Origin of the sequence: Nostoc sp. UHCC 0302 (assembly GCF_038096175.1) — a bacterium.
GTDB lineage: Bacteria > Cyanobacteriota > Cyanobacteriia > Cyanobacteriales > Nostocaceae > UHCC-0302.
In genome coordinates, this window is sequence record NZ_CP151100.1 from 353,716 (window position 1) to 376,628 (window position 22,913).

20 protein-coding genes and 2 pseudogenes are annotated in these 22,913 nt (G+C 39.0%); 12 read left to right on the plus strand and 10 right to left on the minus strand.

What is annotated here, in order from left to right; genetic code table 11:
• Positions 1-33 precede the first annotated feature (33 nt).
• Entirely contained in the window at positions 34-1,038 is a 1,005-nt protein-coding gene (locus WKK05_RS38230; RefSeq protein ID WP_341531452.1) for a hypothetical protein, read from the plus strand.
• On the opposite strand, the gene WKK05_RS38235 is transcribed toward WKK05_RS38230, so the two are convergent.
• From WKK05_RS38235 to WKK05_RS38245, 3 genes are all read right to left on the minus strand, one after another.
• Entirely contained in the window at positions 999-3,497 is a 2,499-nt protein-coding gene (locus WKK05_RS38235) for a CHAT domain-containing protein (RefSeq protein ID WP_341531453.1), read from the minus strand. The genes WKK05_RS38230 and WKK05_RS38235 overlap by 40 nt on opposite strands.
• 8 nt (positions 3,498-3,505) lie before the next feature.
• Positions 3,506-5,971, minus strand: coding sequence for a filamentous hemagglutinin N-terminal domain-containing protein (locus tag WKK05_RS38240; RefSeq protein ID WP_341531454.1), 2,466 nt, complete (start codon positions 5,969-5,971; stop codon positions 3,506-3,508).
• Positions 5,972-6,109: 138 nt separating this feature from the next.
• The gene (locus WKK05_RS38245) at positions 6,110-7,489 is read right to left on the minus strand and encodes a monooxygenase (protein ID WP_341531455.1); all 1,380 of its coding nucleotides are present in this window, start codon (positions 7,487-7,489) and stop codon (positions 6,110-6,112) included.
• Positions 7,490-8,486: 997 nt separating this feature from the next.
• Between WKK05_RS38245 and WKK05_RS38250 the strand changes: the two genes are divergently transcribed.
• Positions 8,487-8,849: a hypothetical protein gene (locus WKK05_RS38250; RefSeq protein WP_341531456.1), complete on the plus strand. Its 363-nt coding sequence runs from the start codon at positions 8,487-8,489 to the stop codon at positions 8,847-8,849.
• 167 nt (positions 8,850-9,016) lie between these two features.
• Positions 9,017-10,330, plus strand: a complete 1,314-nt coding sequence (locus WKK05_RS38255) for a glycosyltransferase (RefSeq protein ID WP_341531457.1) — start codon at positions 9,017-9,019, stop codon at positions 10,328-10,330.
• A 224-nt stretch (positions 10,331-10,554) separates the two neighbouring features.
• On the opposite strand, the gene WKK05_RS38260 is transcribed toward WKK05_RS38255, so the two are convergent.
• Positions 10,555-10,812 (minus strand): hypothetical protein, encoded by a 258-nt coding sequence (locus tag WKK05_RS38260; protein WP_341531458.1) that lies wholly within the window; start codon positions 10,810-10,812, stop codon positions 10,555-10,557.
• A gap of 178 nt (positions 10,813-10,990) precedes the next feature.
• Between WKK05_RS38260 and WKK05_RS38265 the strand changes: the two genes are divergently transcribed.
• Entirely contained in the window at positions 10,991-11,719 is a 729-nt protein-coding gene (locus WKK05_RS38265) for a response regulator transcription factor (protein ID WP_341531459.1), read from the plus strand.
• Positions 11,720-12,066: 347 nt separating this feature from the next.
• On the opposite strand, the gene WKK05_RS38270 is transcribed toward WKK05_RS38265, so the two are convergent.
• Positions 12,067-12,225, minus strand: coding sequence for a CopG family transcriptional regulator (locus WKK05_RS38270; protein ID WP_341531460.1), 159 nt, complete (start codon positions 12,223-12,225; stop codon positions 12,067-12,069).
• Positions 12,226-12,686: 461 nt separating this feature from the next.
• Between WKK05_RS38270 and WKK05_RS38275 the strand changes: the two genes are divergently transcribed.
• Entirely contained in the window at positions 12,687-12,854 is a 168-nt protein-coding gene (locus WKK05_RS38275) for a hypothetical protein (RefSeq protein WP_341531461.1), read from the plus strand.
• 130 nt (positions 12,855-12,984) lie between these two features.
• Here the strand turns inward: WKK05_RS38275 and WKK05_RS38280 are convergent, their stop codons facing one another.
• Positions 12,985-13,149 carry a hypothetical protein gene (locus WKK05_RS38280; RefSeq protein WP_341531462.1) on the minus strand — a complete coding sequence of 55 codons (165 nt, stop codon included), beginning with the start codon at positions 13,147-13,149 and terminating at the stop codon, positions 12,985-12,987.
• Between the two features lie 495 nt (positions 13,150-13,644).
• On the opposite strand from WKK05_RS38280, the gene WKK05_RS38285 reads away from it, so the two are divergent.
• Positions 13,645-13,956 carry a hypothetical protein gene (locus tag WKK05_RS38285; protein WP_341531463.1) on the plus strand — a complete coding sequence of 104 codons (312 nt, stop codon included), beginning with the start codon at positions 13,645-13,647 and terminating at the stop codon, positions 13,954-13,956.
• A gap of 382 nt (positions 13,957-14,338) precedes the next feature.
• Here the strand turns inward: WKK05_RS38285 and WKK05_RS38290 are convergent, their stop codons facing one another.
• A complete protein-coding gene (locus WKK05_RS38290) occupies positions 14,339-14,941 on the minus strand; it encodes a DUF3611 family protein (RefSeq protein ID WP_341531464.1) in 603 nt (200 codons plus the stop codon).
• 997 nt (positions 14,942-15,938) lie between these two features.
• On the minus strand, positions 15,939-16,835 hold the full coding sequence (locus WKK05_RS38295) for a tyrosine-type recombinase/integrase (protein ID WP_341531465.1): 897 nt from the start codon (positions 16,833-16,835) through the stop codon (positions 15,939-15,941).
• Between the two features lie 96 nt (positions 16,836-16,931).
• Here WKK05_RS38295 and WKK05_RS38300 point away from each other — a divergent pair, with 96 nt between their 5' ends.
• The 3 genes and pseudogenes from WKK05_RS38300 to WKK05_RS38310 all read left to right on the plus strand — a co-directional run.
• The gene (locus WKK05_RS38300; protein ID WP_341531466.1) at positions 16,932-17,399 is read left to right on the plus strand and encodes a zinc ribbon domain-containing protein; all 468 of its coding nucleotides are present in this window, start codon (positions 16,932-16,934) and stop codon (positions 17,397-17,399) included.
• Between the two features lie 34 nt (positions 17,400-17,433).
• The gene (locus WKK05_RS38305; RefSeq protein ID WP_341531467.1) at positions 17,434-17,745 is read left to right on the plus strand and encodes a hypothetical protein; all 312 of its coding nucleotides are present in this window, start codon (positions 17,434-17,436) and stop codon (positions 17,743-17,745) included.
• A gap of 59 nt (positions 17,746-17,804) precedes the next feature.
• Positions 17,805-18,449, plus strand: a pseudogene (locus WKK05_RS38310) (DUF6444 domain-containing protein); the annotation flags it as partial.
• 10 nt (positions 18,450-18,459) lie between these two features.
• On the opposite strand, the gene WKK05_RS38315 reads toward WKK05_RS38310, so the two are convergent.
• The gene (locus tag WKK05_RS38315) at positions 18,460-18,597 is read right to left on the minus strand and encodes a hypothetical protein (RefSeq protein WP_185592387.1); all 138 of its coding nucleotides are present in this window, start codon (positions 18,595-18,597) and stop codon (positions 18,460-18,462) included.
• Between the two features lie 49 nt (positions 18,598-18,646).
• On the opposite strand from WKK05_RS38315, the gene WKK05_RS38320 reads away from it, so the two are divergent.
• From WKK05_RS38320 to WKK05_RS38330, 3 genes and pseudogenes are all read left to right on the plus strand, one after another.
• On the plus strand, positions 18,647-19,441 hold the full coding sequence (locus WKK05_RS38320) for a hypothetical protein (RefSeq protein ID WP_341527844.1): 795 nt from the start codon (positions 18,647-18,649) through the stop codon (positions 19,439-19,441).
• Positions 19,442-19,446: 5 nt separating this feature from the next.
• The gene (locus WKK05_RS38325; protein WP_341527843.1) at positions 19,447-20,286 is read left to right on the plus strand and encodes a hypothetical protein; all 840 of its coding nucleotides are present in this window, start codon (positions 19,447-19,449) and stop codon (positions 20,284-20,286) included.
• 1 nt (position 20,287) lies between these two features.
• Positions 20,288-21,124: pseudogene (locus WKK05_RS38330) on the plus strand (IS66 family transposase); the annotation flags it as partial.
• A gap of 430 nt (positions 21,125-21,554) precedes the next feature.
• Here WKK05_RS38330 and WKK05_RS38335 read toward each other — a convergent pair.
• Complete coding sequence (locus WKK05_RS38335; protein ID WP_341531468.1) at positions 21,555-22,418, minus strand: DUF2382 domain-containing protein; 864 nt, start codon at positions 22,416-22,418, stop codon at positions 21,555-21,557.
• Positions 22,419-22,913: the final 495 nt, after the last annotated feature.

Below are 22,913 nucleotides of genomic sequence, written 5' to 3' on the forward strand. Positions count from 1 at the left end.
AATACTAATTTATCAGTAATAGTTTTAGAAAGAATGAATAGATTAATATTTTTGAAAATAATCTGTTGTTTAGTTTTTATAACAGAAAGTAATCTAACATTGTTAGCAAGCGTACCTCTTATAAGGGTAAGAAGAAATCAGGTTCGTTGTGATCCACAGATGGGAAGGATAATGAGTAAAGGCGACAAACGCTTTGAAGTAGGAAGCTTAATTTGTAAAGAAGATAAATTAGAAGTTTTAAATGGCGGTTCTGTACAATTCTTATGTTTTAGTTCTGGAAACCTTTTAAATCTATCTAGTGGTAGTATTCCTCTTGATAAATGTCCAGAATCTAACCAAGCCTCATCTACTTGTAGTCAAAACAACGATGATGAGTGTCAAATACGAAAGGGTGGAACAGAAGAGAGCGATGAACCTACAATAATTTCTCCTTACAGCACTTCAACATTGAATCTTCGACCGGAAATAACTTGGACTCCTGTTAGGGGTGCTACTTCTTATAAAGTCCAAGCAAAAAGTTACGAGTTTGGGTGGGAAAAAATTGTAAGTCAAACTCGGATTGCCTACCCAAGTGATGAAAAGGAATTTCAACCAGGGAGGTCATATACAATATATGTTTTTGCTTACAAAGATGAGTCAGTTTTAAACTATGATGAAACGTTTGTGAACGTATTGCCTGTAGCCTCCCAAGAAAAAATTGCACAAAAGATTAAACGCATCAAAGATTTAGGACTACCTCCAGATGAAACTGTTCTTGATACAGATGCTATCTATGCGGCAGAAAATCTTTTGAATGAAACAATTGAGATATTAAAAACGGCAATAGCAACTCCTAGCCGAAATCCAACTCTTTATAGAGTGCTGGGCGATCGCTATATGAGGGCTAAACTGCCAAACGAAGCTAAACCCCAATATATCAAGGCAGCTGAGTTGGCGAAAAGTAGTAATAATTCAAGAGAGTTACAAAAGGCTCAATCAGGTTTGAAAACAGTGGATTTTTACAACCAGCTTCCAACGAGCAGGAAAGACGCCCAGTAGTAAGATTTCTGGTATTGGGGATTTGACAGTAAACTCAACTGTGCCTGACGTAGTGCCTCTGCTTTTGTCTTACCCTCTTTTAATCCTTTATAAAATTCTTGCATAAGTAAAGCAGTAGATTTGGCATCTACGCGCCACAAAGTGGCGACAGTACTACGCGCACCTGCTTGGGCAGCTATTCCTGCAATGCCCATCGCCGACTGTTTGTTGCCTCTTGCAGTTTCGCAAGCGCTGAGAACAAGTAATTCAATGGCATCTAAACTATTTTGAGTTTTACCTCTGATTAAGCTGTCAAAGTCTCTAATATTAATTAGCTTATCATAGGCTACTAATACTGTTTTGAGTGGGTCAGAACTGAGTTGACCGTGGGTAGTAATATGTACAATAGGAAAATTCTTTTGAATCAATTCTTGTTTGAACTTTTTCACGGTAAATTTATCGTCTAATAAAGCTAGTGAAGATTTAGTTTGTTTTTCTACATTTTTCGCTTCCTCTGTAGATTGTGGCAAATCATCCATATTTTTAGGTGCATTTGGATCTTGAGAACTAGGGCCAGGTTTTGATAGTCCAGCTATTAAAGCTATCATCTGGTTCTCATGTAATACTCTAGGTTGTCTAACTCTAGAACCTAAAGTTTCCGCAATACTATAATTCTCTACTAAATAATTCGCCCCATCGTAGAGCAAGGCCATTGGTAAACTTTGAAAAGATTTATCTAAAGTAAATACTAACGTTCCTGATGAAGGAAGATATTGCTTAATGGGTGCAATTAAAGTTTGATAAATTACTTGAGAATAATTAGTAATAGCACTCTCATCGATGTTATTAAGGTTTTTATTTTGTAATGCTTCTAAAAGAGAGTCTACATTCAATCTAACGAGCTTAGAGTCAACAGAATGATGGTGAAGTAAGCCATCTGTTGACTGGACAATTACTTCTATACTGTCTTCCAAGTCAATAATATTAATGACAGATGGAGCGTTCTTGAGATTTTGAAGCTCATTCAAAGCAACAAGATCAAGCTTACCGCAACGGAGGAAGTTTTCTAAACGTGCTATTTGCAGTCCTTCGTTAATCTGTATTACTTTTTTTAAATCAGGGTTTGGAGATGCTAGGAGTAGCCGCATATAATTGCGGTATGTTGGCTCCATTTTCTCCTGAAAAGAAAACTGTAAATCTGCATTAGATAATAAAAGACTATTACGAACTTGAGTCATGTTCGTGATTGCAGCATCATAATTCTGAATTGCTAACTCAGTTTTGCCCTGCTTCTGGTAAATTAATCCTAATTGCTGCTGCCATTCGTAGGCTATATTCCAAGCCCGGATTGACTGAGCTAATCCTAAAGCCTTCTTAAAATATGCCTCTTTTTGTTCTGTTTGAGTTTCTAATTTACCCAGAGTTCCGAAGCTTTGAGATGACCATCGCATACTATTAATGCTTTGAGCCATCTGGAGAGCCAATTTACTATATCGAACTGCCGCTGCTTTGAACTGTTCATCTGGAATTTGGCTCAGGCTATCAGCAAAGTTCAGCCGAGCATGAATAGATGGCTCAGGTGATAGATCGGAAAAAGCAGAAGAGTTTTCATCTATCTGATTCACTAAGACCCGGATCTGTTGATTGATTTGAGTATGAAGGTTCGCTTGGTTTGGTCTATTTTTCAACCATTTTTCCCAGCTAATCAGTAAAGTTAAATGATTCAGTTGAGCTTGCAGCTTTGCAGTGTTTGAGATATTTGGTAGGTTTTCCAGCAGTTGATAGTACTCTAATGATTTCTGCGCTTTTTGTGGAATAATCTTGGCAATCTGCTCTCTAAAAAGTGGTTCTTCTATCCAAGAATATTTATCTTGTAATTGCTGATAAATTACCTGTTCAATATTACCCAAAGATAGATAAATGTCACGACTACTCTCTGGAGATACAAGTTTTGCTAGTTTTAATGTTTCTTGTAAAACTTTTTCCGATTCATTTAACTTACCCAAAACCTGCAAAACCTCTCCTAAATTTTGCAATCCAAGCAAGTTAACTGATGTTGGTTTTTGTTTACCAATTACTGCCTCAAGCACCTCTTTTTTATCAAATGTGTTTTGCTCTGGTGTAGTTTTGCAAATCCACTCATTTCTATCCAATTCCAGAGATGATAAAAGCAGATAACAAGCTTGTTTATATAAGCCTAACGCTTGGAGAGCAAAGCTCTGATTAATTAGGCTTGTCTTAATCCCCTCTTGGTCATTCAACTGGCGATAAATTTTTGTAGATTCTTTCCAAGTTTCAAGGGCTTCATTTGCCCGATCTACAGCCAATTGCTCGTGACCCAATGAAGCGAGGGATGCCGCTTGAGTACGCTGTGACTGTTTATCTACAGCCTTGGTAGGAGAAGATGATTGAATTACAACTATAGACAGTCCTAGAACACTTGAAAAGAGGTATTTAAAACAACGTTGGGGTAAAGCCATTATTATTTTCATTGCTGTGGTACTGAAAAACAAGAATTTGCAGGCAAGGGAGCATTAGAATAAGCTACATTTGCTTGGTCTATCGTCAAAACTAAATCCCCTTGAGAATTCCGAGTTATACTATTGGCTTCTATGATTTCTATAGGTTGTTTGCTTATTGATAATTTTGGGTTTTGTGAATTATTGATGGGCTGCTCTTTTGCAACTAAGGTACTTTGTTTAACATTGTTATTTACCAGTTTGTTAGGGTAAGATTGCAAATTACCAGCGTCACTAACTACAAAATTGTTGCCTGCTGCACCAGAGGCATTTGGGCAAGCTGAAGTTATTTCTGGGGTTACTGGAATACCTTCTGCTTTTAGCTGAGTAGGGGAAAAGTGGGGATCAGCAATATTAAATTGAACAGTACCGTTAATTCCGAACCGAGAACTTGCTGTAATAAAGCTATCAAATGAAAAGAACAGTCCTTTAGCATTAATTGTAATATTTCCACCACGTCCCTCAAAGGCATCTGCGGTGATATTGCTATTTTTTGAGCCAGTCAATATATCTCCATTAATAGTGATATTTCCTCCATTTCCTCTACCTCCGGCAGTTGCTGAGATAGTGCTATTTTTCATCTGTAAATAGTCTGTATTAATAAAAATATTACCGCCATTATTAGACGTTGTTGATGCTATAATATTACCCTGATTTAAGCTGATGTCCGCAGCATTAATTAAAAGATTGCCTGATTGCCCAGTTCCTTGATTGCTAACACTAACAATACCACCATTTGTAACAATTAATCTTTTGGTATTAACTGCGACTTGCCCAGATTCGCCAGAAACACTAGGAGGTAAATTATATATTTTTTGAACAGCTAAAGGTGCAACAGTACCTTCTGAGGAAAGGATACTGCTAAAAGGAGATGGAGATCCTTGCAATACTCCTTTTACTTCTATAGAATTAGAAGCATTAACAATAAGGTTTCCTCCATTGCCTGATCCTGTAGCAGAAGTACTAACTACACCACCATCAGCAATTATGAGTTTTTGTGTATTGATTTCTAGTGAACTTGCATTTCCTTGATTGAAAGTTATATTGGAAAGAGTACTAGGACTGAATAAAGAAGACCCTCCAGTTACCTTAATTAAATCTGCGTATACCTTTATTTTTCCCCCGTTTCCTCTACCAAAAATTGCACTACCTACAGTTGCTCCGCTTTCAATAGTTAAATTTGGTGTGGATAATATCAAGTCCCCGCCATCTCCAGAACCATAGATAGAACTAGAAATAGTACTAGTAATTAAAGGATTTATCGATGGAAAGCCTGCTATTAATACAGAATCAGAAGCACTTATTATTAAATTGCCAGATTTGCCTACATCTCGTGTAACTGTTGCTATTCCTGAACCTCCTTGAACCCTTAATAGTCTAGTATTTATAATCAAATTACCTCCGTTCCCCTTTGCTCCTGGATACACCGTAGAAACAAGACCGCTACGGGCTTGACCGTCTGCTGAAGTACCACTAATATCTATCAAATCAGTGGTTTTCACATATAGTGTCCCTCCTGCCTTTTCTCCCAAAGTGCTATTTTCAATCTCAGAGCCATCTTGTATTGTTAATTTTCTAGCTTGAACTTGAATATCTCCCTGCCCCTCACCACTAGAGTCAACAGATGCTCCTTGGGATAGCTGAATGTCCCCAAAACTTTGTACAGGAGCATAGGCAAAAGTAAAACCATTGTTTGTAGAGTTAATTTTGATAAAATCTCCTGATCCAACGCTTCCTAGCTCTATCCGCCCTCCAGCAGTTTTAAGAGTCGCTCCTTCCAATATGATGTTGCCTCCTAGTAGTGCTAATGTTTGATTTGATTGCACTCTTAGGGCATTATTAGTATCAATCAATTCGTTTGTTTTCCTAATTCCTTGTCCATCGCCTTTTACTTGAATTGCGCCTGGATCAACGCCATATTGTAGCCCTATTGGAGTACTAATACTTAGTAAAGGTGTAGGCTGAGGATTTGTAGCACTAAAATCTAAATCACTCTGAAACTTCAAACTAGTTGCTGTACTGGCAATAAATGAACCGCCAATATTTAATCGTGCATTCTTCCCAAGAATAATCCCATTTGGATTAATCAAGAATAGATTAGCAATACCATTAGCCTTAATTGTTCCATCAATATTAGATATTGACTTTCCTGTTACACGACTAATAATGTTTTGAATATCTAAAGCATTATTAAAGAAAGCAGAGGAACCATTAGAAGTAGAGAATTCCTGAAAGCTATGATAAAGATTATGTCCTGCTCTAGTTCCTCCAGTGATTTTAGTAGTGTTACCAAAAACTGTAACGGATGAGTTTTGAGGCAATGTTGTATCTGGAACGATCTGTGCTATAACGATTTTACTAAATAAAATATCGCCAAAAATTCCTAAATTAATAACTAAATATATCTGTGCAAATTTTTTAGAAATTTTGAACATCACTTCTATTTGGTAATAATGTTATAGCTTTAATATGTTATTAGTTATAAGATAAATCAAAGCTCAGCATATTCTTTTTATCACTTTGTCCATACTGATTTTAACTATCCTGCTAAAATATGATATTTAGCAGGATAGTTAAAATTTTATAAACTTAGCCATTAGAATTTTAAAAATTATTTTGGGGCTGAAAAGCCTCAACGGAGAGATGACTAAATTAGTTATTCCTATGAATAAAACATTGAGTTCTGGAAACAATACAGTTCCTAAAATAAATTTTTGACTATACCATTGTATAAATTTGTTCAAGGCTCCTTGCTTTTGAATAGAAGGATAAGTAGAAGCAAAAGCAGAATCTTGAACTGTTGCTACATCCCAATGGGGAAAATTACTTTTAGCTAATTCTTTTTGAAATTCGGAAGACAAAAAATAGCCATCCTTTGACCAATTTTTTCGCTTTTCTAAACAACTACGTAAAACTAGCGCAGCAAGCGAACTAACAGTTAGCCCTTGTCCATAAACAGGGCATAAAGCACAAACAGCATCACCTAGAACTATAAAACCAAGTGGCAGTTGAATTTTTTCGTAATGGCGCAGTCGATTAGCGGTAGCACGATAAGCATATATCGGAGAGATAGGCTCGGCATCTTTAATAAGTTCATAAAACTTAGAATTCGGTAGATTACGAGCAAATTTTAAAAAACCATGCTCGTCAATTGGAGGAAAGTCTTGCCCATAACCTCCAAGAGTAGCAATCCATTCTCCATTTTCAATTCTTGCTAAATATCCCAAACGCTTATTATGTGGAGGTACTTGAGGAATTAACATCACTTTTCCTTCAAATGCTAAATCCTCATTTTTTTTATAACGTCTTGTTGCGTATCCCAAAAATGGATTAATTACAGTCTCAGGAGGACAATTAAATCCCAATTTCTCTAGCCATTTTGGAGCTAAAGAACGTCTACCACTGGCATCAACAACAAGGGAAGCTTCTTCAATTTTTTCCTTTGTTTTTCCAACTTGATATAGCAAAGCACCCGTGATTTTTTTTTCGTGATTACATACTAATCCTGTAACACGATGCCTATCTAACCAACACACATTTGCTAATTTGGCAACTCTTTTTCGTATAATCCACTCTAACAGTGGACGACTACAAGTATAAGAGATAAATTCTGAAGGAGATTCGGCAATAGCACCCCATCCTACATCTGGGACTAATCTAAAAAACTCCTGCGCCCAATCTATTGGCAAAGCACCATTCACTTGCAATTCCTCACCTATTCCAGGGAATAATTCTTCAAGAATTCTGTACCCTTTAACCAGTAACACGTGAGGCTGAACAGACTGTGCTACTCCCTTGCGAGGTATTGGTTCATCACATAATTCATCGCTATCAATAATTGTGACTTTAGAAAAAAATTCTGCAAGGACTCTAGCGCTAAGCAATCCTGTAATGCTTCCACCTATTATGACGGCGTGAGTTGAAGTGTTATTTTTAGCTTTTGTAATATTCACTATTCAATGTTATTTTACGCGCGTGGATTCATTATACCAATTGGATAGGAGACTTGAGCTAGTTTACCAGTATTGAAAGAATTAAAATCCTGAAGATAAAATAGTTTACAAAGTTTAATAATTCGATTATTTACGAGCTTATATCTAAAAGCATTGTTTATTTTTGAAATTAAATCAATTATTGTTTGATTAATTAAAAATACTTATTTAATCTGACTGAAGCTAAGGAATAACTAGCTCAAATATTAAAGTAAAAAGTATAATACTGTATAAACGAGGAATCAACTTCTCTTACAATGTTTCTTTGCTTAAATGGTCAATAAGTACTAGAAGAATGCCCAAATACAGGTTGCAAGATTAATGCTTCGTTGCTTGATACTAATCATTAAAAAATCAAAAAATATTGTGGTTTTAACGAATATATCTTTATTAATACTGATAGACTTTTAGTTAAAACAGGGTGATAAGACAAGATACATTTCCCAGTAGCTTGTTAAAGCTACTAAACTCGCGTGGTTTATAGTAAATTTTGTAATAATGATACCTCTCTAGAGAAGCCATAAGTAAAGCAATGCTCAAGCGAGGCTTAAAATAATCCGAGAGGCATTTGTGTCTAGTTTTGGTCAAAATCAAAGTAAAAAGCAGTGATCAGTACAACACCGCAAATAAGTATGCTTCTAAATCATGTATATGGTGTGTATCGCAAGGAGTATTTTTATCTCCATAAGCAGTGTAAAATAAGCAGCAATTCAGATGGATGATTGCGAAGAAGAATGCAGCGCCGGAGGAGATTGCCCAATACCGCAGGGGAGTCAGGCGATAGCCGTTCGCTGTCTTCGTCTCCTTTGGAGATAGGCAAAAGCTAGAGCTTACCGCTCTTAAGGTGGTCGAAAAGCATCATCGCTTCAATTATTGGCTATCATCTTCTGCGTATACAGGTGGTGTGGCTTCATTACGCTTCGCGTGATTTTCGTGAAAAACGTGTAGGAAGAAGTATATGTTCAGTAATGAAAGTTTCCGTGATGGGCTGTGGTTCATGAACCCGATGACCGCCGAAGACTTGCAGCAGCAGAGGTTACGCGAGTTGTTAATAGAATTGCCCAGCACGCCGGAAGAAATGCGGACGTTCCTGTCGCCGGAGAATTTGAACCGGAATCATCTGCCTTTCCCGGCGGCAGACTTTAATCTTCCAGGCATTGGCGAGTGTTGTGGAGAGGAGCTAGCGGTTTCGTATTCATCAGAAGACGAAAGGCTTTTTGTACGTTCATATAGTGGAGTTGTAGCAGCGATAAAGCGCTCTGATGTCAGGCTTGGTGAGTGGTTAGGGTTGTGGTTGATTGCCCTTGTGCCTAGAGAATAGATAAATTAATGCCTCCGATTGGGGGCATTAGTTTTTTTATTGAATCTCAATTGACTCCAAAGCGGGAGCGGAAACGTCCGTCGTAGGCGATAAGCTTTCGCGATCGCCTGACTCACAATTGGCTAAAATGAGTGAAGTCTAACCTCCTTTACCAGCGGGAGAAGCGTTTGAGCCAAAGTAGACCTACTGCTCCAAGCCGAAAACTGAAGATTACGATAGTAACAGTAGGTTCAAGGGGAGACTTGCAACCCTACTGCGCTCTGGCTATTGGTTTAAAACGTGCAGGGCATAGGGTAAAGCTCGCAACGAACGAAAACTTTGCATCATTTGTTAGGCAGTTTGATTTAGAGTTTGCACCCATAGCTGGAAATACTCAAGAACTATGGCAATCAAATGCAGGCATTCGAGCCATAAAAGGAGAGAAAGTAAAGCTTTTAAGTGACGAGCTATTTCAACAACAGTTGGAATCTGCTTGGATTGCATGTATTGGGAGCGACGTACTTATCTTCAACGTTTTGGCGGATTGGGGATATCACATAGCAGAGAAGTTAGAAGTACCATGCTTCATGGCATCAGTTCTGCCGTTGAGTCCGACAGGGATGTTTGGGTTTTTGAGATTTGGTCAAATAGCTAAAAACCCGTTAAAGAAAGTGATTAACTATAGTAGCTACTTGCTGGTAGAGTTCTTGTACTGGCAAAGATATCGAAAACTGCTCAATCACTTTAGAACCGAAACGTTGAAATTGCCGCCCCTGCCATTTCTAGGGAGACGCTTCCGTAAGAAAACTCCTGCGAATGTGCTGCAAATTCCAGTACTGTATGGATTCAGTTCGCACGTTATCCCAAGACCAAGGGATTGGCACAAGTGGTTGTATGTAACTGGTTACTGGTTTATTAACCAAGCAGATGACTATCAGCCGGATGAGGAACTAGAGGATTATCTGGAGCAGGGGCCACCACCAGTGTGTTTTGGATTTGGGAGCATGACTTTGCCAAATCCAGATAAGCTGGCATACTTTATCCTGGAAGCTTTGAAGAAAACTCATCAACGCAGCATTATATTGTCAGGCTGGGGAAACGTTGGGAGAACAGTAGGGATCAAAGACTCGTTACGGGCATTTGTTCGCAAAGAAGTTCCCCATGATTGGCTGTTTCCTCAAGTGTCAGCAGTAGTACATCATGGAGGTGCAAGTACGACTGCTGCGGTGTTACGTGCAGGGATACCATCAGTCACTCTACCATTTTTTGCAGACCAACCAATTTGGGGTGAAAAGTTAACCCGCCTGGGAGTCAGCCCACCACCAATCCCGTATAAGAAATTGTCTACTGAAACTTTGGCGGAGGCTATTGAAGTTGTACTAGGCGACGAGGTGATGAAGAAGAAAGCCCAAGATTTAGGACAGAAGATAAGAGGTGAAGATGGTGTAGCAAATGCTGTTGAAGCATTCCATCGGCATTTGGGGTTATTGCAGGATAAGTAGTGATGTGCGCTCGCTCTTAAGGCGATCGCAGGAGCTGATCGCTTGGCACAACTATACAGGCAGCATTAGAACACCCTGACGAAACAGCAACTATTTATACAAAAATCAAAAGTTTTTCCCAATTTTTTCAAGGCATATTTTTTTTCCCAAGTTAGACAGCGCTTTCAGCAGGGTCGCTAACGGGAGCATGAGTTTCTTTTGGTGCTGCCAGAATGAAAGTAAGTTCAAGCTGATGGTGAGAATTTAGTAATTCCCAATTCTTTCTTACTGTGCTTCAACTGTTTCCAAAGTGCCTTGATTTGGTTGTAAGACTCAGACGGGTCAAGTTTACCATTGGTTTGCAGCGCAGAGATGTAACCGACTTTTTGAGCAAATTCTTGTAAATTGGCATTGAAGACCAAATTCTCTGGCTTCATCTGACCGTAGTAACGACTACGAGGGTAAAGAAAATTGTATTTGTCTTCAAGATTAGCTTCATCCATTATTCCGCCCTGATTAATTTGAACCCACCAGAGTTAAGCAAGCGATGGCGCTGGTGAGGTTATCTCAAGATATTTATCTTTTATCTATTAATTCAGTTAGATGCGGTAAAGTTATGCCAGTTTGGCAAAAATATTCATTTTTTTTGGCTAAAAATACATTAATTAACAATGCACAGACGTGGAAAGCGATAAAGGAAGGATTCTGGTAGTAGACGATGAAGCTAGCATTCGCCGGATTTTAGAGACGCGGCTTTCCATGATTGGGTACAATGTAGTCACAGCAAGCGATGGCGAAGAAGCTTTGTCAGCTTTTCATGTAGCCGCTCCTGACTTAATAGTTTTGGATGTGATGATGCCAAAACTGGATGGCTACGGTGTCTGCCAAGAATTACGTAAAGAGTCAGGTGTACCAATTATCATGCTGACAGCTTTGGGTGATGTGGCAGATCGAATTACTGGGCTACAATTAGGCGCTGATGACTACATGGCAAAACCCTTCTCTCCCAAAGAGTTAGAAGCAAGAATTGCGGGTGTACTACGGCGATGCTTCCATAAAACTAGTGGCAGCGCAATTCATAATTCCGGGTTAATCCATGTGGGGAATCTCAAAATCGATACAAATAAGCGCCAAGTCTACAAATACGAGCAGCGGATTCGCCTCACAGGTGTAGAGTTTAGTTTACTAGAGTTGTTAGTGAACCACGCTGGGAAAGTTTTTTCCCGATTAGAAATATTGCAGCGAGTGTGGGGCTATGTACCAGGGCATCATGCAGACAGTCGCGTAGTAGATGTGCATATCTCGCGACTGCGGACAAAGTTGGAAGATGACCCCAACGACCCAGACATAATCATCACAGCAAGAGGTAGTGGTTATTTCCTACCGCGAGTTATTGAATCAGAAATCTAATAAGGTCTAATATTTAAAATAGAATCATCAAACATTAACGCAACTGAAATCATTGTAATCACCTTAAAATATTAAAGATATTAAGAAAAATAGAGAATTTAGTGCAAAGCGTAAATAAAATACTGATACTTTTGGTTGCTCACTCAAGGAGCAAGATGAGAGCAACACGTTCTCTTAGTAGATATATGCGTTGCTTTCGGCTCTTGCAGCATCGATAACGCAATAAAAACTTAGCGCACACACGCCTTATATAAGCTGAAGTATTTAAACATCGGACGTTTAAGTTAATAACGAGCAGCTAAAAAATGGTTGTGTGTAATAGAGTTAGCCTTCATTGTCTAGGCTATTCAGGCGCTGATAATGTCTGTTATTGGCAGAGAGCGAATTAACTCCCGAATCACATCAGTTGCTGGTCTACCTGTGCTTGCACAATATTGTTCAAGTCTTTCGCTTTCACTAGATGTGAGATTTAGTGTGATTCGTTTTACAGCCCATTTTTTGTTCATGACTTGCCCTAATAATCAAATTCAATAAATTATCTAGACTAATAATGCAGATGTTAACCACAGCATACTTGCCGTAAAACCATTTTTAGCACATCTTCTCCAGGGGATTTATTTATAATCAAAAACTTCACTGATAAATCATTTATATAAACTTCAGAACATTTGAAAGGAGCTTGTATTGTTTGTAAATATTGTTAAGCAAAGCGCGAGCGGAGTTAGCCTTGTAAGAGGCGTAGAATTAGCAAAGATTGCTAATTTAATTTACTAAACCTTGTCTTCATACAATTGCATCTAATATTCATTTGCTCTTTACCCAAAGGTGAAATTGATTAAGTACTCTGGTTATAGATATCAATTCAATCGCTATATTTAACTCTATAACTTAACGAAACCTTAAGCAAGAAGCGGAAATTTTCGCTTCTTGCTTAAGGTTTAATAATTTTAAGCAAGTGCTTGTGAGCATGAATGCTAAACATGGCGTAATGGGTGTTGAGGAAATGCCCAGTAAGCAACCATCCGTAATATCCAAATTGGTCACTCATAATGGTCAACAAGTGAAGGCTCCAGCTGCGCCAAAGCAAAAAGTTACTGCCTCGAAACAGAAACTTGCTCACTTTGTCTTGACTTGAGTATCGAATGGCACGCTTGAAAAGCTAAAAATAAGTCTAGATAAGCATTGCAGACCAGTAGGCAGTAAGGGATGGTGCTTTTCGCCCGCCGTTGGCGATAAGCTATCGATTAAGCCAACGGCTATCGCTACTATTGTTGAGAAACTTGACCTGTTCCATCACATACTGGACAGGATTCCCATTTATAACCAGAGCGATCGCCCTGGGGAACGATTAAGCGTCCATCGCTCCAGCAGTAAGGACAAGGAATATAACAGGTGTTTTTCGTCTGATTTTTATCTGTCAGCTTGTTCATGGTAGGCACAAAAAGCGGCCCTCAATTGTAGCGTTGCTAGAATAATGTCTTTAAAGAAAGTATCTGTAGTGTGTATCTAGATGAGGGGAGTATGTTTTGCTCCAGTCTCTAGTATAGAGAAGTGTAAATTCGGGAGATGCTTGTTATAAAGCGGACGAAGCAGCGCCATCACTGTGTTTTTTGCACAAGGGAGGAACTTTTCTCTTAGCAAAGGTAGAAAAAGACATAAGCTCAACAATTACGTCTAATATTTTCATCTAATCTGATTCTTTTCTCCAGCTAATTACCAAGATAGGTAGAAAATTTCACAAAAATTTAGTACTTTTGTAACTTCAATAATTTTCAGGATTATAATAACTGTTCAACAAAGAGCATAACAAAATCATTTACGTCTAAATTTTTAGTTTGATATTTAAGATTTTTAAACTAATTTGAAATTATAGCCAATCATAGCTTCCCTAAAAAGCCAGCTATTAAAATAAAGGATTATTTGAGATGTTTGATGCAAATTCTGCCAAATTAGTTGAAATCCTTGACCAATTTGGGTTTACGAATGGAAGTTTTACAGATGAATTAGAACGTATACTTTATCTGCTACCAGGATATGAGAATTATCGTTTAGGCTTTAGATGGATTAAAGATGATAATTTTTGTTCAGATGCAATTGAAGTCACTTTAAGTAAATGTTGGGGCGGATTAATCATGGTGCAGTGGCGTGTGGATTTATTTTTATTCGGGCTGGTTTTAAGGCAAGCTCAGATGTTTGCTTCTGAATTGGAATCACTTGATCAAGTGGAAAATAGTTAAGCGCAAAAAGAAGTTTATTGTTCCGGTTCCAAAGAATGTAATCGTACCCCTAAACCAGTTAACTTGGTTCAGTTTTGGGGGATAATCTATTGGGAAAGTAACTCCCAGTGATGACCTTGGAACCGAATCAGCTAGACCTCTTCTCAGATTTACCCCCAGCATCAGCACGTCGAACAGAGATGTTGGTTATAAGTGAATGGCACGCTTGAAAAGCTAAAATCCTTGCTAGGACTTTTTGTTGGGGGTAGGGTTGCAGGTTCGTCAGAAATTAAGAAAAATAGAACGGAAGTGCAAACATTAATAAACTTCTTGATCACTACGCCTCACACTCAAAAGCCTTATAAATAATCGGTTTGCCGTTATCAGGTGTGCCATTTGAGGCTCAATCTTGGGGATTGTGATGTTGCCCGATTTGGTAAAGTAACAGCAATGCCACAATAGTTCCAACTAATCCGGCTGAGATCGCATTAACCATCGCTTGAATCGCAATCATATTAGATGGGGTAATCATTGCTCCCTGGGTTAGCATTGTTGTAGTTGGATTGGGGGTAATCACGGTCGAACCTTGAGGTAAAATCAACATCTTAAAAGTCAATTCACCTACTCGCGACAAGGCAATTAACACTGCAAACACCATGATTGCAATATTAGCAATTAGTCCTAACTTTATATCTTGGCTCACTTGAGACTTGGCTGGACGCATCTGTGAAATTTCTAATTTTTTTGCCAATTGTGTATAGCGAAAACACCAGTAAATACTGAATATTAAAATCACCAAGCACACAATCGCCAACCCGATACCAAAAGAAAATCCGCTACTTTGCCTTCGTCCGGGATTAAATATAACAGTTGTAACTACCACAAGGAGTGGAATGAAGCCAAGTAAAGCTTGCAACCAGAAACCAATCCAGCCTAGCCAGCGTAAAGAACGGGCAATCTGCTGGGGAGTTGGGTTAGCCTCTTCAAGGTTAAGAAAATTAAACATAGGATAACTTGTTTTCAAATAAAGCATCAGATATTCAATGCTTCTAAGTAATTATGAGGTTTGGTTCAATATTGCCAGAGTTTTTGATAATCACTAATGAGTATATAGTCTGTTCTGGATTCCTTGGATTTCCTCCTATTTGAACAGCTTAATTTCCATCACTTGAGCTAAAGAAAAGAACATCAGGTTTACGCATTATCTAGCAAGGCTACATTCCTCCTCTTTATGCTATTCCAAATTAACTAAAATGGTGCAATATTTTGTTCAATCAATATTGCGTATTTAGATTAAACATAGAGTGTAGTGGATAATACGTTCCATTAACTTTTACTACCTTCAATCTATTTTTAACTAATACATAGGCTACTTACAAATAATATTAAAATTTACTCAGCGATGCAGAGGTAAGGTTTTGCATACCTATTTCTTCAAGCTTTGTGAGAAATTCGGGTTAAGAAGTACAAGCCTCAAAGAAAGTGCAACTACGAATTACTCTCTTATCAATTAGGAATTGCTTTGACTAAAAAGTTACTAGGTGAATGCGATAGCCATTCGCTGTCTTCGTCTCCCTTGGAGAAGGCTTAAGATTCGCTTATCGCTAAAGTGCGGGTGAAAAGCACCATCGCAATTATGTGGATCTTTAACCATCCCGCTTTTCGCTTGCTATGAAAGCGATAGCCTTTATGTTTAAGCGGCAGCTTATCGCTTTGCGAAGAAGATCACGGCAAAGGTCAGCCATCGTACAGCTTTATAAGATTCTAGAAAATTTAGAGAACTTATTTTGATTTAAAAAATCTTTTTAGGGAAAGATAACTTGTCCGTTTGCGATTAGAAGCATATGGTGTCCGTAACGGACAAGTTATCCTTCCAATGACAATACTTAAAATTTCCTGCTACTCAACCCTCACCCCTTTGATGCAGAGTATGTCTAATACTCTGTTATAATTTATCTAAGTAGTGTTTGATAGGCGATCGGATCTAGCCAAATCTAAAAAATTTATATACTTCTAACTAAACTATTTAAAGCTGTCTTTGCTACTAACTCTGCTCTAGCAGACGTTATTTTCTGATAGCGTAAGGTAGTTTGGATATTTTCATGTCCCATCAGCGCCCTTAGCTCTTCAATCGCCATCAGCCCAACCCGTTCGGTAGCAAAAGTATGACGCAGGTCATGTAGCCGAGTTTCTTTGAGTTCTTCATGTTGATCTACTACTTTCCTCCAGTCTGCATTCACTGTTCTGTACGAAACTGGGGTTACAACTTTAGTCGTCGGGTGCTGAGCAGTGAATAATGCTGTACTGTTTTTATGACGATAATATTTAATATAGTCTTGCAAAGCATTCTCTGCATCTTCACTATAAAAACACCAGCGTTGTTTGTTGCCTTTACCTACGACTTGAAACTTGCGCTGCTCAAAATTTAGTTCTGATAGCTGTAGAGATAGTAATTCTCCAATTCTGGCTCCAGTTCGATGTAGTAAGTAGACTATCGCCTCTAACCTTGCATTCGACTTCTTCACGCCTGCATACAAGACATCCAAGCCATCTGGTGTGAAATAACGTATAATTTCGTCTGTTTTATGCTCTCCTCGCGCACGTTCTGGTTTCCTCTGGCTTAATCGGCTAACAGGATTTGATTGGATATAACTTTCCTCAACAGCAAAATTAAAGAGGGCGCTGATTATTGCCTGGTGACGATTATGTGTTGTATATCTTAATTTGCCTAAACTTTCTAAGTAGTCTTTTATCAGTTGACGGTCTACTAGTTCTATAGGCAGCCTGCCATGTGCTTTGAGCAAAGAGAGTAGTGTTTGCTCGTAAGATTTGAGTGTACTTGTGGCTAATCCTTGCCGGGAAAGAAAAGCTGTAGTAACTTGTGCTAATGTAGTTGTCAAGTTTCACCCCTAAATTTGAATAGAAGCAGTAAAATTCATCTCAAATACGCACTTAAATAAAATAATTAGTTATATATTTTAATACACATTAAAAGTATGGACAACACCCCCCAAGCCCAAGAAACGCTGGCAGAATACGTTAAAAGAATACGCACAAGCCTTTCGTTAAGTCAAAATGATTTAGCGCTCAAAGCTGGTATTCACCTCCAGAGTATAGGTAAGATTGAACGAGGAATGACTACCAAGCTCAATAGCAAAAGTCAGCGTGGGTTAGCGGTTGCATTGCAGATTCCACCTGAGTACCTCGATGCTGTTGTCCGTGGTGTTGCTATAGCCACGTCAGATGTTCTGAAATTTTGCCCCCACTGTTGGCAAGCTGGTACTCCGCCAGAAGACATCTGGTTGCTGTCGCGCTCTAAGTTTTGTTTTCTGTGCGGTACGGGATTACGTAACAGTTGCGCTCAATGTAATGAACCGATTACGTCTTTGAAATTTCGTTTCTGTCCCTACTGTGGTTTTCCTTATAAAGAATCCAAGGACTCAAAAACGAATGTTTTCCATTAGCCCCTAAAATATTGATATCGTCGCTGATATCCTTATGCCAAAAAAGCCGGAGAAGGAAGATACAAAGCCGCTAAAAAGCAAAATGATTCGGGTTCCGGTTGCTTTGATATCAGCGGTGAGAGAACTATCGAGATTACACCGAGATGGTCATACAGGTGCTATTCTTCAGGGATTGCAGTCGTTAATTAGTGAAATTGATAGTCTTGATGATGCTTATGGCATTAATCCGAGTCAGCAACAATCGCAGCAAGAAAACCCTGATGTGAAACAGTTAGAGCAGCAAGTTTCGACTTTAAGCGAACGCATACAAAAACTAGAGACAGCGTATAACCAGTTGGCGACTTAGTAAGGATTCAGGTGGCAGGGTATTGACAAAGGGGACACTTGAGGGAGAATATCGCAAATATGAACCAAAACCTGCCTCAAGAATTAGATCGAGAAAGCTTGAACCAGTTATCAAAAGAAGAACTGGTGGATATCATCATTGAGCAGAGCAAGGTAATACGTGATTTACAAAAAATCATTTTAGAACTACAGCAAGAAATAGAGCGTTTAAAAATCAGTAGGGATTTAGACAGTTCTAATTCGTCGAAACCACCATCTGGAGACATCCACAAAAAGAGCGAAAACAAAAAGGTACCCCTGCAAGAAGAATCAAATCAACCGAAAAAGAAACCAGGTGGACAGCCAGGACATCAAGGTAAAACTCGTAAGGGGTTTGGCAGAGTAGACCGTTATGAAATCTTACGTCCAAGTGATTGTATCTGTTGTGGTAACAAAGCATTTGCACCCCTAGCAGTAAAAGTAGAAAAACAGGCTGTAGCGCAATTAGTAGAACGTCCCATTGAAATAGTAGAATATCAACGCCATACCTGCGTGTGTGAGTGTTGTGGAAATGTACAAACAGCCTCATGGTCGCCAGATATCGTTCCAGGACAAGATTTAGGAGTTAGATTACAGGCGTTTTTAGGATGGGTAAACAATTATGCACACATGCCTTATGAAAAACAGCAAGAAATGTTGTGGGAACTGGGGCAAATTGAAATTGGGCCCTAGCTATCTAATTGGTATACAAAGCAGGTAAACTGAGGAAAGCACCTAGCAGCAGTAAAAAATTAGTGATAGTAAAGTTGCCTCGCCATCGCCCAGAACGAAAATTCAGTAATATCAAACGAATAGTATTAGAATGTTCACTCATTGAGTGCGTGCATTGTGGGGCAGAATTAGCGCTACGCAGACCAAGACACATGCGTAAAACCATTCAAACAATGGATGGTGCAGTATTTGTGGCAGGCAAGAGTAAAGAATGTACCAATCATAGTTGCACACATTTTGGTAAACATTACTACGCGACTGGCGTGTTAAAATACAGTCTGCCTTACAGTACTTATGGGCTAGACGTGCTGGCATTTATTGGTTGGCAACATGAAAATGAGCATCAACAGTTGGCAGAAATTCGGCGCTTATTAAACCAGCGTGGTGTTGAAATTAACGAAAGCAATGTAGGTAAGCTATACCGTCAATTTCTGGCACTATTGGGTGGAACGATTGCACATACACAGGAGAAATTAGCTGCCACAGCAGTCCATCATGGTGGCTTGATTTGGGCAATAGATGCCTTACAGCCCGAAGGCCACGGAACCTTACTGTATGTATTGTACGAGGTATTAAGCGGTACACCAGTAAGTGGAATTCAGTTACCACAGGCACAGGCACAAAGGTTAATTGAGTGGCTGCAACCATATAAAGAGTTACCGTATAAAGTGCTAGCAACATTGTCAGATGGGGAAAAATCAATCATTGCGGCAATGAATTCAAGTTGGCCAGATGCACCCCATCAACGTTGTCAAGCCCACTTTCTCAGTAATTTAAGTGAAGTGGTGCTGCCATTAGACACAAAGCTCAGACAGCAATTAAAAGCAGATTTAGATGATCTGCCAAAAGTCCCTGAGTACTCAGAAAGAGCCCAACACCCAGGCTCCGAACAGCAGCAAGACAGTCTCCCTTTTTTTCAGGAATCCCCTATTTGTCACGAGACATAGAGTTAATGGCAATCGAATCCCAGATTCGGGCTGCGGTTCGGGATTGTGTCAATCGCACCAGTCGCAAACCTTTTCGCTGGGGCGGTTTAAGCGGCTACCAGCAATTAGAAACTATTGGACAGATACTACGTAGTTTACCATGTCGAGAACTTGATACAGATTATTTGTCTCTCTTGTCAGTATGGATTGACCAAGCCTTAAGTAGCAATCGTTCATTAGCCTCCGACTTAGAAGAAACACACAATTGGTTGCAACGAATTGCAGAATGTTTGCACTATCCTGAACAAACCAGTCCACGCATTGATTGCGCGACCGATGTTACACAAACTGTAAAATTACCTTTAACAAGTTTTCAAGTTCGGCGCGAAATGGAAGAGTTATTACAGCAATTTCAGCCCGACCCTCAACAAAATCCCGCACAGTTTGCCTTGAAGAAAAAGCTACAAAAACTATGGCATAAATACGGTACTGATTTATTGCACTGCTATGACATTCCTGGCTTACCGCCAGATAACTTGAAAATGGAAGCTATGTTTAGCCTTTTGCGTCGCAATCAACGGCGAATTAGTGGGCGCAAATCAACTGCCGAATTACGTGATTTTGGGCAATATCAAGTTCTTTTCTTCGCCGAAAGTGAACAAATGTTGCTGACACAAATTCGGGAAGTGCCTGTAGCGGAATACAACACTCAACGTCGCAGATTAGCAATGGATGAAGCACCCCGTCAACAAAAACATCGCCTTCATCGTCATCCAGTTACCACAATACAAGCTTTAGTCGATCAACATACGGAACTTCTGACTGTGCTTGAGTCTCAAGCCCTGAAATACCAATTAGATAGCTAGGGAAATTGGGTTAGGAACGTTAGTTGCAACTAATGAACGAATCCAACAAGCGATTGAACCAAGCATTAATGAATTGAGCAATTGGGTAAAACAGACACAACCTAATGTTCATGTGGATGAAACACCTTGGTCAGTCAAAGGGATCAAAGAATGGTTGTGGGTAGTTGCCAATTCTGATTTCTGCCTGTTTACTGCTGCTGACACTCGTTCACGAGCCGAATTATCAGCCATTTTAGGGACTGAATATACAGGGGTACTCAGCAGCGATGATTTTAGCGTTTACAATGGTTATCCAGCTTTTGCCCAGCAGAAATGTTTGGCTCATCTACGCCGACACTTCAAAAAACTAATTATTCTTCCAGGTCTTCACAACCAAGCTATCGGTGAAACGTTTGTTAATTTAATTGATGAAGCCTTTAGGAATTACGCTCAATGGTTTGAGAGCCTTGACTCCTTGGGTTACAACGATTGGGTCAATCAATTTAAATCTAAGTTGCACTCCTCACTTAATCAGTGGATTGACAAGGCAGGAGCTACAGCTGGCAACCTTTTACGTTCTTTGCGTGATAAAGCAAATCAATGGTGGTATTTTCTTGATTATCCTGAAGTTCCTCCAGATAACAATCAGGCTGAACGATCGCTTCGTTTGGCTGTGACAAAGCGTAAGGTTAGCGGTGGTTCCCGTTCAATGGAGCGGTTTCAACACACTGCTAATTTGTTGACTGTGGTACAAACCTGCCGCCGTCAAGGTAGGTCTGTAATTGATTTTTTTGCACAAGCTCTACTGGTTGGTTCTCTTGACTATCAGTCTCGTCCGTCTCTACTTCCTGGATATTAGACCTGAATCCTTACGCGACTTATATCAATACGCAAGGTTCAAAACGGCAATCATACTATCGCCAAGGCTCGACAGCAAAGCCGAAGCAACTAATACATACAGAAGTTGAATTAGCTTCCAGGTTGAAGGTAGATATTGAAACTTTAAAGAAAGTACGCAGTAACTCGAAAAGTATAGGTGAATTTATTAGCTGGAGTAAATCGAAAGACCCCAGTGGATTAGGCTGGGAGTATAACGAGAAAGACCAGCGGTATTATGTAATGCAGTAAACATTAACTACTTCGTTAAATTGTAAGAACTCAGCACTCACTCCTTCTGAAGTCAGAATTTTTATTTATGTTTGAGATCACAAGTATATTCATTCCTTCAAGTTATCTCCTAATCTTTCCATTATTCTGACTTCTGTATTCAGGAGAACTGAATTCTTACGTTAAATTTTCTCTAAACCCTCTATGAGCGAATGCCCTTGAGTGTCAATATCTAACTCTTCTCGACGAAGTGTTTCTTGTGATTCAACTGTTTGGTGGTCAATGACTTTCTTGATTGTAACTTCTTCTCGTACAAATGTATCTTTATGAATGTCAACGGTCTCTTCGTAGATTTCTATGCGTGCAATTTCACCTTGGCTGAAGCTAACGCTACTAGGAGCAACTGCTTCAACAGAAGCTGTTAAAGCCACTCGCTCAATTACAACTCGTTCTTTCTGAATGGGAATTGAAACCTGTGCAGTTTCAGTTTCAATGTGCTTACCAATTAGGACTTCTCCTGTTTTAATACGGGTTTTGTTTGCAATCAGCCGTTCTTGATATAGTTTGAAAGTTTGATGATCTTGCTGATTAAGCTCGTAAAGTAATGGCTCTTGTTCGTAATTGTAGCTACTAGGGTTGTAAAGACTGTCAAGCTCATCTAGAGTAGCTAAATTGGCTATATCTAGGGGTGTTGGAGGGCAATATATTCCTCTTACTAGCTCTTCATAATCATGATCAACTGTTTGATGTTCGCTAAACTCAGGTAAATTTTCAGCTTGCTGTTTAGTCATTCCAACTGCGTAAATGCGCTCAGAGTTCTGGTCAGTCCGAGAACGACCAACGGGTAAGAGTACTTTTTTACCAAAAATCCAAAAGCCTAAATCAATAACAAAATAGCGAAAAAGTCCGTCCTCATCGACTAAAACATCGCTGATTGTACCAATTTTATCATCTCCATCTATATAAACTTCTCTTCCCTTAATGTCATTGTGATTAAAACTTTCACGGTAATTAGGATCGAAATCTGCAATATTTAGAAGACCCATAAAATTTGTATCCTGATTTTTTCGAGTGAAGATTTGAGGCAAGCTGTTTATTGGTTCAAAATTTCTGAAAATCTTGAGATGATTGATAGGGTTTTTGTTACTTTTGAGTGAAAGCAAAAGCATTTTGATTTTACATTGAGCTATGCCATTCTTGTTTAGCTTGACTACAAGTGTATTGAGAGAAATTGAGCTTTTCTAATGACCAAAAGACTATATTTTTAAAACTGAGTAAATAAATCCACCTTTAGAACAAACTTAACAAATCTATAGGAGTCTTTCTCAGTGATAAAATTAGTTCTTTAGATAGAATGTATTTTTAGAGAATACGTTTTCTAGGTTTCTTAAGTAAATAATATTTTCGCTTGGAAAGCGTTGCCCCGACGGAAGTTGCAAGCTACCTCCTCGTTCCACATACTGCATCAAGAGAAGATTATTGCTCTTGATAAGTTTGGGGTTTAGCAGCGTTAGGCTCATAGTTGAATGTCACGCTTGAAA

Excerpts from the sequence above, each read along its gene's own strand:
- WKK05_RS38335 (WP_341531468.1), bottom strand. The coding sequence starts at position 22,418 with ATGGGTCTTCTAAATATTGCAGATTTCGATCCTAATTACCGTGAAAGT.
- WKK05_RS38280 (WP_341531462.1), bottom strand. The coding sequence starts at position 13,149 with ATGAACAAGCTGACAGATAAAAATCAGACGAAAAACACCTGTTATATT.
- WKK05_RS38235 (WP_341531453.1), bottom strand. The coding sequence starts at position 3,497 with ATGGCTTTACCCCAACGTTGTTTTAAATACCTCTTTTCAAGTGTTCTA.
- WKK05_RS38315 (WP_185592387.1), bottom strand. The coding sequence starts at position 18,597 with ATGAGTGAACATTCTAATACTATTCGTTTGATATTACTGAATTTTCGT.
- WKK05_RS38270 (WP_341531460.1), bottom strand. The coding sequence starts at position 12,225 with ATGAACAAAAAATGGGCTGTAAAACGAATCACACTAAATCTCACATCT.
- WKK05_RS38305 (WP_341531467.1), top strand. The coding sequence starts at position 17,434 with ATGCCAAAAAAGCCGGAGAAGGAAGATACAAAGCCGCTAAAAAGCAAA.
- WKK05_RS38240 (WP_341531454.1), bottom strand. The coding sequence starts at position 5,971 with ATGTTCAAAATTTCTAAAAAATTTGCACAGATATATTTAGTTATTAAT.
- WKK05_RS38300 (WP_341531466.1), top strand. The coding sequence starts at position 16,932 with ATGGACAACACCCCCCAAGCCCAAGAAACGCTGGCAGAATACGTTAAA.
- WKK05_RS38230 (WP_341531452.1), top strand. The coding sequence starts at position 34 with ATGAATAGATTAATATTTTTGAAAATAATCTGTTGTTTAGTTTTTATA.
- WKK05_RS38275 (WP_341531461.1), top strand. The coding sequence starts at position 12,687 with ATGAATGCTAAACATGGCGTAATGGGTGTTGAGGAAATGCCCAGTAAG.
- WKK05_RS38290 (WP_341531464.1), bottom strand. The coding sequence starts at position 14,941 with ATGTTTAATTTTCTTAACCTTGAAGAGGCTAACCCAACTCCCCAGCAG.
- WKK05_RS38325 (WP_341527843.1), top strand. The coding sequence starts at position 19,447 with ATGGCAATCGAATCCCAGATTCGGGCTGCGGTTCGGGATTGTGTCAAT.
- WKK05_RS38320 (WP_341527844.1), top strand. The coding sequence starts at position 18,647 with ATGCGTAAAACCATTCAAACAATGGATGGTGCAGTATTTGTGGCAGGC.
- WKK05_RS38285 (WP_341531463.1), top strand. The coding sequence starts at position 13,645 with ATGTTTGATGCAAATTCTGCCAAATTAGTTGAAATCCTTGACCAATTT.
- WKK05_RS38250 (WP_341531456.1), top strand. The coding sequence starts at position 8,487 with ATGTTCAGTAATGAAAGTTTCCGTGATGGGCTGTGGTTCATGAACCCG.
- WKK05_RS38260 (WP_341531458.1), bottom strand. The coding sequence starts at position 10,812 with ATGGATGAAGCTAATCTTGAAGACAAATACAATTTTCTTTACCCTCGT.